Annotated in this window: 12 protein-coding genes; 4 read left to right on the top strand and 8 right to left on the bottom strand. The window is 52.3% G+C overall.

Annotation, left to right across the window (positions count from 1 at the left end; translation table 11 throughout):
- The first annotated feature begins 135 nt into the window (after nucleotides 1-135).
- From J1785_RS25570 to J1785_RS25560, 3 genes are read left to right on the top strand one after another with little or no spacing between them, the layout of a single operon-like run.
- Nucleotides 136-1,158 (top strand): ABC transporter substrate-binding protein, encoded by a 1,023-nt coding sequence (locus J1785_RS25570; RefSeq protein ID WP_129952870.1) that lies wholly within the window; start codon nucleotides 136-138, stop codon nucleotides 1,156-1,158.
- 11 nt (nucleotides 1,159-1,169) lie between these two features.
- The gene (locus tag J1785_RS25565) at nucleotides 1,170-1,934 is read left to right on the top strand and encodes an ABC transporter permease (RefSeq protein WP_217221001.1); all 765 of its coding nucleotides are present in this window, start codon (nucleotides 1,170-1,172) and stop codon (nucleotides 1,932-1,934) included.
- Nucleotides 1,931-2,752 carry an ABC transporter ATP-binding protein gene (locus J1785_RS25560; protein ID WP_238483384.1) on the top strand — a complete coding sequence of 274 codons (822 nt, stop codon included), beginning with the start codon at nucleotides 1,931-1,933 and terminating at the stop codon, nucleotides 2,750-2,752. The genes J1785_RS25565 and J1785_RS25560 overlap by 4 nt, the downstream gene beginning before the upstream one ends.
- 70 nt (nucleotides 2,753-2,822) lie before the next feature.
- On the opposite strand, the gene mak is transcribed toward J1785_RS25560, so the two are convergent.
- The gene (mak, locus tag J1785_RS25555) at nucleotides 2,823-3,743 is read right to left on the bottom strand and encodes a fructokinase (protein WP_217158665.1); all 921 of its coding nucleotides are present in this window, start codon (nucleotides 3,741-3,743) and stop codon (nucleotides 2,823-2,825) included.
- A gap of 210 nt (nucleotides 3,744-3,953) precedes the next feature.
- Here mak and rdgC point away from each other — a divergent pair, with 210 nt between their 5' ends.
- Complete coding sequence (gene rdgC / locus J1785_RS25550; RefSeq protein ID WP_129992102.1) at nucleotides 3,954-4,868, top strand: recombination-associated protein RdgC; 915 nt, start codon at nucleotides 3,954-3,956, stop codon at nucleotides 4,866-4,868.
- Nucleotides 4,869-4,952: 84 nt separating this feature from the next.
- On the opposite strand, the gene ppnP is transcribed toward rdgC, so the two are convergent.
- The 7 genes from ppnP to J1785_RS25515 form a co-directional block, all read right to left on the bottom strand.
- Nucleotides 4,953-5,243, bottom strand: coding sequence for a pyrimidine/purine nucleoside phosphorylase (ppnP, locus tag J1785_RS25545; RefSeq protein WP_013576688.1), 291 nt, complete (start codon nucleotides 5,241-5,243; stop codon nucleotides 4,953-4,955).
- Between the two features lie 180 nt (nucleotides 5,244-5,423).
- Nucleotides 5,424-6,101 carry an AroM family protein gene (locus J1785_RS25540; protein WP_217139384.1) on the bottom strand — a complete coding sequence of 226 codons (678 nt, stop codon included), beginning with the start codon at nucleotides 6,099-6,101 and terminating at the stop codon, nucleotides 5,424-5,426.
- A gap of 4 nt (nucleotides 6,102-6,105) precedes the next feature.
- Complete coding sequence (locus J1785_RS25535) at nucleotides 6,106-7,035, bottom strand: DUF1177 domain-containing protein (RefSeq protein WP_129952875.1); 930 nt, start codon at nucleotides 7,033-7,035, stop codon at nucleotides 6,106-6,108.
- A gap of 134 nt (nucleotides 7,036-7,169) precedes the next feature.
- Nucleotides 7,170-8,747, bottom strand: a complete 1,578-nt coding sequence (locus J1785_RS25530) for an OPT/YSL family transporter (RefSeq protein WP_217221000.1) — start codon at nucleotides 8,745-8,747, stop codon at nucleotides 7,170-7,172.
- A 61-nt stretch (nucleotides 8,748-8,808) separates the two neighbouring features.
- Entirely contained in the window at nucleotides 8,809-9,603 is a 795-nt protein-coding gene (locus J1785_RS25525) for an IclR family transcriptional regulator (RefSeq protein WP_217220999.1), read from the bottom strand.
- Nucleotides 9,604-10,141: 538 nt separating this feature from the next.
- A complete protein-coding gene (gene aroL / locus J1785_RS25520) occupies nucleotides 10,142-10,666 on the bottom strand; it encodes a shikimate kinase AroL (RefSeq protein ID WP_129952878.1) in 525 nt (174 codons plus the stop codon).
- Between the two features lie 272 nt (nucleotides 10,667-10,938).
- Nucleotides 10,939-11,517 carry a class I SAM-dependent methyltransferase gene (locus J1785_RS25515; RefSeq protein ID WP_129952879.1) on the bottom strand — a complete coding sequence of 193 codons (579 nt, stop codon included), beginning with the start codon at nucleotides 11,515-11,517 and terminating at the stop codon, nucleotides 10,939-10,941.
- Between the last annotated feature and the right edge of the window lie 46 nt (nucleotides 11,518-11,563).

Below are 11,563 nucleotides of genomic sequence, written 5' to 3'. Positions count from 1 at the left end.
CGTATGCCTTTGTCAACCTGCTGAATTTACGCCGCTTCCCGCCCGTTAACAAACTGGCATGCCCTGTGCTTAACGTTATGTATACAAGTTGCAGTACAAGTTGCAATGTATCCATAACCGCTAAGGGAACCGCCCATGAAAAACATCAAACCAGAATGCCGTCCGGTCGATAAAAAACGCCGCCAGCTGATGCAATGGCTTGCCATTACCGGTGGCGTTTCAACCCTGGGTGGCATGATCCCGACGTCGGTTTTTGCAGCCGGCGACGATGAAATCCGTATTGGCTACTGGCCGATTGTCGGCGGTTTACCCTTGTACGTGGCACTTGAACAGGGCTTTTTTAAAGAGGCCGGGCTGAATGTGAAAGGGGTGAAATTCGCCAGCGCACAACAAATTGTTGAAGGGATGATCACCGGCAGGATCCACGGCTGCGCGAATGGTACCGCAACCGGCGCGCTGGGACTGGGGGCCATTACCTCACCGGGTCTGTTTAAAATTATCTGTTCTAATCCGTCAAACCACACGCTGGTGTTAGATGAGTTTCTGGTACCACTGAACAGCCCGGCCAAGGCTATCAGTGATCTGAAAGGCAAGAAAATTGCCTGCGGCCCGGGGATCCAGAACGTCACTATGGCGAAAATTATTCTGGAGAAAAATGGCTTCACTAACCCGTCGGTGATCGAACTGCCGGTGGGGCAACACGCACCTGCCCTGGCCGCCGGGCAAATTGACGGTGTATACACGCTCGAACCGACCGGCACCGTGGGGCGGATGAAAAATCTTTCCCGCACCCTGGAAACCGGCGTGATTTCTAAATATGTGCTCGGCAACGCCGACGCACCGTGGTTTGGCGGTGCCGCAGCACTCAACGCCAGCTTTATTGCCAGCAAGCCTGAAGAAACCCAAAAGTTTATTGCCGCTTATCAGAAAGCGGTGGAATTCATTGCGGCTCACCCTGACAAAGCGCGCGAAAATGTCGCCGGTTACACCAGCATTGAACCGGCGCTGGTGAAGGAAGTGCCGCTGCCGGGCTTTGTGATGTATTCCGGTTTAAAAGGCGACAACCTGCAATGGTTCCAGAAGTTTTATGACGTCTTTACAGAAAGGAAAATCTTCAGCAAGCCGGTGGATGTCGCTTCACTGATTTATCAGGGATGAGGGGAAACAGAATGACTTCACGCTGGTCTTCAAGATTACTGCCGCTGGTCGGCCCGGTACTGCTGTTTTTATTCTGGCAACTGGCCGTCAGTGCGAAATGGCTCAATCCGGTGCTTCTGCCCTCACCCGTCGAGACACTTGGCTATATGTTCCGGTCATTTTCCGATGCGTCCATGCGCACCGATATCGGCGCCACACTCTACCGGACGCTGGTTTCCTTTGCCTTTGCCGCGGTCATTGGTGTGCCGCTGGGGGTCATGCTGGGCAGCAATGAAAAAGTTTACCGCAGCCTGGAATTTCTGATCGACTTCTTCCGTTCAACGCCATCCTCAGCGCTTATCCCGCTGTTTATGTTGATTTTCGGCATTACGGATGCCAACAAAATCGCCATCGCCGCCTTTGCTGCCGTGCTGGTCATCCTGTTCAACAGTGCATACGGCGTGATGAATGCCAAGAAAACCCGCCTGATGGCCGCCAAAGTGATGGGTATTTCCCGCTGGCATATTTTCAAAGACATCATGCTGATGGAAAGCCTGGCACAAACCTTTGTCGGACTGCGCACCGGCGTGTCGATTGCGCTGGTGATCGTGATTGTCGCCGAAATGTTTATCGGTTCAGAAACCGGCCTCGGCCATCGGATCATTGATGCCCAGCAGGTTTTCAATATCAAAGATATGTACGCCTCGATCCTGATCACTGGTGCGCTGGGCTATCTGCTGAATCTGGCTTTTTTACTGATCGAGAAAAAAACTGTGCACTGGAGTAGCAAAGCATGACGCAACCTCTCTCGCTGAACCCTGACTACCAAGGCCCGAAGCTGCCTCAATACGCCACGCGCCCCGACACGCATGTGACAATCCGCGGGCTGAACAAAGCCTTTGCCGGGCAACCGCTTTACACCGATCTCAATCTGGATCTGCCGCGCAGCAAAATTGTGTCGATCTTCGGCCCGAATGGCTGTGGAAAATCGACCTTAATGAATATGATCGCCGGGCTGATCCCGGTCGATAAGGGCGATATTTTATTTGACGGCAAAACGCTGGCACAAACCACCATCGGCTACGTATTTCAGAACTACCGCGATGCGCTGTTTCCGTGGATGAGCGCGCGCGCCAACATCGCCTATCCACTGGTCCGCCATGGCATGAGCAAAGCCGATGTGAATGCACGGGTTGAGGAGCTGACGCAGATGTTTGATATCCGCTTTGACCTGAAACGCTATCCGTATGAGCTTTCCGGCGGCCAGCAGCAAACGGTATGTATCATGCGGGCGCTGGCGACGCGTCCGGAAGTGATGTTCCTCGACGAACCTTTCTCGGCGCTGGATTTCGAGATGACGCTGTTTATCCGCGATAAATTGCAGGAAGTGCAACTGGCGACTGGCGTCACGATGCTGATTGTGTCACATGATCTGGAAGATGCGGTGTTCCTGGCGGATGAGATTTTACTGCTGACGCGGCGACCGACGCAGATTGCGGAAATCGTACCGTTCGACCTGCCGCGCCCGCGTGGATCGGAAATCATGAGCCATCCGGAATTTATCCGCGTCAAGGCACATACTCTGGAAGTCTTTAAGCGCGAAATGGCGCTCTGAAGGGCAACGGCGGTAAGTCACAGGGGCGCGATTTTTTTTCCTGTGACTTACTCATGATTATTTCTGATGCTTACAACGCAAAGCGCGATTGCGGCCATAGCCAGGCCGCACCGCGCACACCGCTCGAATCACCATGAACGGCTTTGAGGATCGGCGTTTCACATTCTCCGCCAAACACCCATTGTTTAATCAACAGCGGCACCGTCTGATACAAACGATCCACATTACTCATGCCTCCCCCGAAGACAATCACGTCCGGATCGAGGATATTTACTACGTTCGCCAGCGCCTTAGCCAGACGGCGTTCATAGCGTCCGAGCGCCAGTTCTGCGGTTTCATCCCCCTGTTCCACCCGCGCAATAATCTCTGCGCCTTTCAGCCGCTGACCGGACAAACGGAAGTAGTCTTCTGCAAAACCGGTGCCGGAAACAAAGGTTTCGACGCAGCCTGATTTCCCGCAATAGCACGGTACCTCACGGGCAAACTGAATTTCTTCATCATCCTGCCACGGCAGCGGGTTATGTCCCCATTCCCCGGCATTGCCATTACCGCCCGCATGCGCCGCGCCGTGAAGCGCCACACCGGAACCACAGCCGGTGCCGATAATCACCGCAAATACGGTCTGACGGCCCGCACCTGCGCCGTCAGTGGCTTCTGACACCGCAAGGCAATTCGCATCATTGGCAATATGCACTTCGCGTTTTAACAGCAGGGCCAGATCCTCATCCAGCTGTTGTCCGTTCAGCCAGACCGAATTGGAATTTTTCACCTTACCGGTAAAAGGCGACAGAGTGCCGGGGATCCCCAGCCCTACGCTGCCGCGCTGGCCTGTGGCTTTTTCAGCGTCCAGCACCAGTCCTTCGATCGCTTTGAGCGTGCGCTCGTAGTCATTTCTCGGGGTATCGACCCGTTTACGGAACAGCTCTTTACCTTCATCAGATAACGCAATGACTTCTATTTTTGTGCCGCCTAAATCAATGCCAATTCGCACGTGGTGTTCTCCTTTTACACTTTGCCAGGGTCAGTTTTTTTGAGTTTATTCAGTTTAGAAGCCAGACGCGACTGTCACCAGAATAAGCTGTTATGCAATGTTACAGGGTGCGGCGATTTCTTAACGACGACTGACGCTCAATTGGTTATCATGCCGCCCTGCATTCATTTATTCAGCGTACTACGAGTGCGCTGCGACAGGGATAACGCCATGTTATGGTTTAAGAATTTATTAGTTTACCGTTTGAGCCGTGAAGTTTCGTTATCTGCTGATGAAATGGAAAAACAGCTCAGCGCTTTCACCTTTACTCCGTGCGGTAGCCAGGACATGGCGAAAACCGGCTGGGTCTCACCGATGGGTTCTCACGGTGGCGATGCGCTGACGCATGTCAACGGCGGTCAGATCCTGATCTGCGCCCGTAAAGAAGAGAAAATCCTGCCTTCTCCGGTGATCAAACAGGAACTCCAGGCCAAGATTGAACAGCTCGAAGGTGAACAACACCGTAAGCTGAAGAAGACTGAAAAAGATTCTCTGAAAGATGAAGTACTGCACAGTCTGATGCCGCGCGCCTTCAGCCGTTTCAGCCAGACATTCATGTGGATCGACACCGTTAACGGCCTGATCATGGTTGATGCCGCCAGTGCCAAAAAAGCGGAAGACATGCTGGCGTTGCTGCGTAAAAGCCTCGGTTCGCTGCCGGTGGTACCGCTGACCATGGAGAGTCCGATCGAACTGACGCTGACCGAATGGGTGCGTTCAGGGGATACCCCGGCCGGTTTCGCATTGCAGGATGAAGCCGAACTCAAAGCAATTCTGGAAGACGGCGGTGTGATCCGCTGTAAGAAGCAGGCGCTGGTCAGCGATGAAATTGCCACACATATTGAGAATGGCAAACTGGTGACCAAACTGGCCGTTGACTGGCAGGAACGCATTGCGCTGATGCTGGCGGACGACGGCAGTATTAAACGCCTGAAATTCAGCGATGTCATTCGTGATCAAAACGAAGATATTGACCGCGAAGATTTCGCCGGCCGTTTCGATGCCGATTTCGTGCTGATGACCGGTGAACTGGCAGCGCTGATCCAGAACCTGATCGAAGCGTTAGGCGGCGAAGCTCAGCGATAATTTTCTCAGTCTGCAAAAATCAGTCCGCAAAAATAAGAAAAGGCGCTCATTGGCGCCTTTCTTGTTTCGACTGTGTCTGAATAACTATTTCGTTAAATACTTACAGAGATACGATGTGGTTTCGCCGACCTGTAAGTTGAATTCACTTTTACCCGGAATGTAGAAGGTTTCGCCTGGCTTAAAGACCTGCCAGTCCGGAGAACCTGGGATCAGCACTTTCAGAGAGCCGCTGATTACGGTCATTTCTTCCGGCTTTGCGGTGCCGAAAGTATATTCACCGACGGCCATCACGCCAACACTGGCTGAACCCGTACTTTCGCTGTCAAAACCAATCGACTTCACTTTCCCGTCAAAATACTCATTATTTTTCAACATAGATTGGCCCTTTGCGATAAATTTCAGAGCCTTCATATTAGGGGCAGAAAGCCTCTTCTGTCACTGATTATTACGGCTTTATCCGCACGAAACGACACCGCACGCAAAGCGGTAGCGCTGATTTGATTTTACCGTCGCACAGTGCCATTGTGGGTAGCTGTTTGCCCGTCAGTCATCCCCTCAAACCACCAGTTCCGCAGCCAGTTTTGCCATCAGTACATTCGATAACAACACCGGAATATTCAGATGCTTTTTCAGCACATCAACGTGATGGCGATTAAAGCCGATGCAATCGAGCACCACGACTTCCGCTCCCTGTTCAGCCAGGCACATCGCGGCTTCCTTCAGTTCCTGGTCGTCAGAAAGATACGGACTGGCAACCGCAAAACAGGGGGATTTGGCTAATTTGCGCCATTTGTCCGCCTGTTCAACCACCTGTGATTCAACCGGCACAACAATGCCCGCACGGTGCTGCCCGACCATTGAACCGATCAGAGGGGGAATAATGCGGTCAGGCTCCAGCAGCAGCGCATTGTTAGCCTGCAGATGATGAAACTGGCCGGTACAAAGCAGCAGAATGGTCATGCAACCCAGGGCTTCCATGACGTCGATCTTTTCCTGTAATCCGCGCTCTACACGATGTGCAGCCAACGTGACCTGCGAACCATCCAGCAGGCGGGTGACCAGTACCGCCTCACCCTCAACAGCGGCATAACGCTGTTCTATTTGCTCCGTGCTTAACCCGTCGAGTAAACCCACATGGGTGACTGACCCGGCCGGCAGATGTGCCATCAACAGCGGCATAATGTCGCTACGTGGCGCCTGTCCGATTGTTAACGTCGCAAAAGGTGTCATCATCGTATTACTTCCGGTTTTGCAGGTGACGCAAGCTTCCGTACAGCGACAACAAGAGTTGATATTCATCGGCATCAAAGAACTGACAGGTGCCGCGGCCGAACTCTTTCGCAACTTCAACGGCAAACTTTGCCGCCAGCGCGATATCCACTTCATGACTTGCCCCGGTGCCACAACCCGGTACAACCGATTCCGCCGTAATAGCCACACCGACCACCGGTACGGTAGTCGCCGTTGACGGTTGCAGAATGCTGTTCAGATGGTGCACACCGTTGCCGTAAGGCGTAATGTCCTGCGTGGTAATCGGGAAAGTGACCGCCGGTTTGCCACTGGTCATTTCCATGATGCGCAGCAAATCTTCGGAAACACGCAGGATGTACCCCTCTTTCACCGTCGGCGAAATCGCGTATCCCTTGTGACTGATAATGCGGTTGCCTTTGGTGGTGTCGATGGACAGGATGGCGTCAACGCCGTCAACCACTTCATTATCATTCATGGTCACGTCATCAATCGGTGAATCCATGAAATCGACCGGATCATGCGGGCGGGTCGGTGCATTCGGGCAAATATGGGTGGTAACAATCACATCGCCTTCGAGTACGTCCCCCTTGCGCTGCATGTCAGCAAGCTTGAGCGCGCTGGTGACAGCGGCAATCGCACCATCACCATCAGAAACCAGACCGATACGCGTCGGACGTGCACCAATCCCGCCCAGGCGGCCGATAATCCCCAGCGTTGGCGCTGTACCGCCACGGCTTTTTCCCTGGCTGCCTGGTATGGTGATACGCACAAAATCAGTGCCACCTTTCGGGCCGTCAGCGCGGTGTGTGCTGGCGGTGATCTCAGGATAGCGGGCAAATAAGTCCACAATGTCCTGACCACTGACATGCGCACTGTCAATCAGTTCGAATACCGTTAGTGTCTGCTGCAAACTCATCACAAAGCCCTCTTAAAACATCGCGACCGGCGTATATCACGCAGTAGCCAAACGGTCGCGGGCGCTGTTCATCGGGGAACAGTCAGGTGTTTAATACTGGCTGAACATCAGCCCTGGTGTTGGTGCGGTACTCACTACTTTTTGGCACTGAAAATTGAGGTGAAGAAGCTGTAGAGTGCGTCACCGGCAATAAAACCCGCCGCCAGCACTTCCATTGGCGTACGCCCTTTTTCACCCCAGATGCGGATAATGATAATGCGCAATACGATGCCGCAGACCACGGCCCATCCGGCCATGACGCTGTTGATCAACAAACCGGTCGCCAGCAGCACGCCAAGCTGACGTTTCGGGCCGCCAATCAGCTGAATCAATGCGCCCGGAATTGCCCAGATCAGCAGACTGTGCGCAATGCCCGGCTGGGCTCCGGCCTGAATAGTTTTGGCATAAACCCGCGCAACCGGCGGCACTAAATCCTGGGCGAAATAACCGTAATGGGCGTACCACACCACCGGAATGGCGATGATAAATGCCAGCAGTGCGGCGAATAACTGGATCCGGCGGCCATAAAGTTCAGCCTGCAAATCTTTGCCATAACCGCGCAAAATGAATCCGGCTTTCAGGTCAAAGCCCATATCCGCAAATGCCGGACCCGTTGCGGCGGTAAAACCGGTCAGCACGCACAACGCCAGCGGCGGGAAGCCAATCAGAATGCCGATAATTAAGGTAATCAGCGCCACAGCAAAGGCAGGGAACCAGCCGGAGTGCATCGCGGCAATACCTACGATCAGCTCATGGAAGAAGGCGGCAAACGCAGCGTAAATCACGAACGCAATCAGCATGCCGACCGACATTTCACTGTACAACCCGCCTGCCAGCGCCAGCAGTGCGGCGATGGCGATATAACCGAATGCGCCCAGGCCGAGCGCTTTACGCACCTCTTTCGCCGGTTGAGTAAACGTGGCTTTGGCATCAGCGTTTTTAGCACGCACAACCTGAATCACCTGCAGCAGAGACACCAGCCCCGCGCCGACCATCATACCGTGCGGAATATACAAGGCGTTGAGATCCAGTGCGGCAACCGGCTGCGCATACGCGCGGATCAGCAGGCCGATACCAAACATGCTGAGCGCCCAGATGTTGCCGATAAATGCCGTACCAAAAGCCGCCATCGGGATTTTCAGCATCGCGCCGCCCAGCCCGACAATTACGCCTGCAACCAGCAGCCAGGCCTGACGTCCGCCGTTATCACCGGCTTTGATCGCTTCAGCTGCGGCAACACCGGGTGGCCAGGCATTGCTGGCCGGGAACACTTTGGTGTCAAACAGCCGATAAAGCAGGTAGGCATCAAGTAACATCGCTGCGGCCACACCGGTAAACATCGGCATGATCAGTTGCGGCTGCCCCATGACATAAGGGATAGCGATCGGCATCAGCAAACTGTTTGCCGCACCAAAGGTTGCAGAGGAGATCACGGTTTGCGCCAGGTTCTGTGTGTGAACCGAACGGTAACGGTGAAAAGCCTGCATCGGAATGCGCGCCAGTAACATGGCAAACAGTGCGCCGATAATCGACGTATTTGGCGTCACACCCAACGTGGTAATCAGTTGAACACCGATGATTGCGCCTAAAACAGACAACAGAATCATTACGATGAGCGTGCCAATATCCTTTAGCGGATTCTCCTTATTATTCTTTGCAGATTGATCTGACATAAGGCCCCTGGTGTTGAGCAAGTATTTCACATAGCAAATAATCCGGGTCCGTTACAAGTCATTATCCTGGCGGCTCTGTTGCCGTTTTAGATAAATGCCAATACTCATCACCCAATTTTTCGGCGATTTGCCGGGTTACAGCAATCAGCCCTTCTTTTATTCCTTCCGGAATGTCTTTCCCCTGTGCAGGTGAAGGGAAAGACAAACATAATCCAACGGTCTCATTACGGTGCTTATTAAAAATACTGGTGGCTAAGGTACTTATTCCCAGCAACGTTTCATTGTTGGCAAATGACACACCGTTCAGCCGGACTTCCGCCAACCGGGATAACAGAACTTCCCTGCTGGCCGGTGAATTAGCAGAATGCACCTGATAGTGACCGCTATAACGTGCCAGAACATCATCATCGGTATACCGCGCAAGAATCGCACGCCCGATGGCCGTTTCATGCGCAGGCAAGAGGCTTCCGGCTGGCGTGACCACTTGCAGATACGTTCTGCCGGGAAACATGCGCATAACCATGATGTCGCGCCCTTCTAGCATGGAAATATAACCCGTGCATTGCGTCAGCTGGCTGAGTTGCGCCATATACGGTGACGCTAAATCGACCAGCGGAGCCGATAAATAATGACTGGAAACAGCCAGTAATAATCGTCCGATCCGGTACAGGCGGCTGTCAGGATCACGTTCCAGCAGTCCTTCTGTTTCCATCGTCATCAGTAACCGGGAAACCGTACTTTTCGGTAATTTTAAATTTTCAACGACATCACTGAACGACAAACCGGGATGCCCCTGACGGATCCCTTGTTTTGAAAATAGCTTCAGTACTGCCGCCGCATTTTCCAATGTAGTCATAAAGGCGCGAGTTCCGCTATATGGAACAAGGTTCCTGTTTAGTTAAATAAAAATTAAAGCTGATACGTGTCAGCGTCAAGTCGTTTATTTTTCACGCAGGATGAAATACACAAAGGAATATGCTTAAAGAAATTCCTAAAGCCATTAGATTGAGAGGAAGGAGAAATAAATGCCGAGTATTAATGAGGTGACTGATGTAAAAACCAGCAGATTATCGTGATTAAATATTACGCAAAATATAAAGAGCGATAGAAGCTTCAATGAGAATAATGGTAACCGACCAGATGGCGGGCATCACTTTGGCATGCTGGCTGAAGAACGACATTATGGATTTCATCATGAGTTCCGCTGTTAAGTAATCACATGGGTTATTATTTTACGCCCACCTATACATCAGTACAATACTTAAGCGTACGTGATCTCCGTCACGTCACATGGCCCGTTTTGTTTACACCGGCTTTTCCCGGAGCCACGGCTCAGAACGCGCAGACATAAAAAAACGAGCCACCGGGCTCGTTTTGTCAGATATCAGGGAAATTCAGCGCGCCATCGACAGCGCCAGTGCATCCATAATCAGATTCACCACCCTCTGCGGCTCCTGAGTTCCGTCAACGACATGATGGGCCGCCTCCTGATAAAGCGCTTCCCGCTCATTTAATACTTCCGTCATTTCTTCCGTGATCGGCTTGCCTGTTAATGTCGGACGCTGATCTTCCAGCGGTGCATCTTCCAGACGATTTGCCAGGGTAGATGCAGGGGAACGCAGATAAATGACAGTACCATTCTGGCCCATAAAGTCGCGATTTTCCCGGGACAGCACCACGCCTCCCCCTGTGGCAACCACGGTGAAGGGCGAGCAAATAGCTTTTAATGTCTCAGTTTCACGACGGCGGAAGCCCTCCCAGCCTTCACGCTCAACAATATCTGCCACGCTGAGGCCAGAAGTACACAGCAACGCCAGATCGGTATCGACAAATTTGTAGCCCAGCGCTTTAGCCAGGGCATTGCCAACGGTTGTTTTACCCGCACCACGTGCGCCGACCATGAAAATGGTTTGTGTCATTACCGCTATCCTTTATTCCCTGGGAGCCGTTAGCCCGCCTGATGAAAATCCATCATCAATATGAAGTATGTGTCAAAAATGGTCATTGTACTGCCCTGCATGCGTACTCGTCAGATAGTACAACAAAAAAGCCTCACTGGCAGATTTTTGTCACCTGCCGGTGAAGCTTCTGTAGCGTTTTATTTACGCCGTTAAGGGCATCATACTGAAAAATCCTTGCTGCGCAACGGCCTGCAATAAGCTTTGCGAGCCCTATCCTCTAAGTTGCTGTATCAGCGGGGTTTACAGATATAGACCAGGGCGGGCGGAAAATTCTTCACTACCCGGATTTTTTTCCAGGTGAAGTAGCGTGATAACAATTTCTCTGACAGAGGGCTGTACTGGAATAAAACCAGCACGCCGTCCTTTTCTTTCAGCTGTTGCCGCGTGGTCTGCAAAATTCTGATACGGGTACGCAGAGGCATCGAGAGCAATGGCAGGCAGGAAAACACAGCATCATACGACGTGCTCATATGCTCGGCTGAATGTGCCATCACCTGTAAACGGCGATCTTTCATCTGATTAAGCTTACGGATAAACGCAGGCTGGATTTCAAAAGCCTCAAGCCGGGCGTCTGCCCGCATACGGCTCAGGATGCGGCGGGTCAGAACGCCGTCCGCCGCGCCAAGTTCGGCAATATCCAGCGATGTCGTCCAGTCAATCTGACTGAGCATCGCATGGCACAACCACGGTGACGAGGGCATAAGGGTTCCCATGGTGCGTGGTGAAGTAATAAAATTCTGCAAATAAAAAAACTGATTCTGAATCGAAATCCCGGTGTTCTTAATTGTCATTATTGCGGCATTTAACATTTAAACGTCCTCCTGGGGGATATAGACTTCAATATCACTTATAAAT

It is taken from the genome of Rahnella perminowiae, from assembly GCF_019049755.1.
Classification (GTDB): Bacteria; Pseudomonadota; Gammaproteobacteria; order Enterobacterales; family Enterobacteriaceae; genus Rahnella; species Rahnella perminowiae.
The sequence above is the reverse complement of the archived record's forward strand: the minus strand, read 5'-3'. Positions and strand labels throughout refer to the sequence as shown.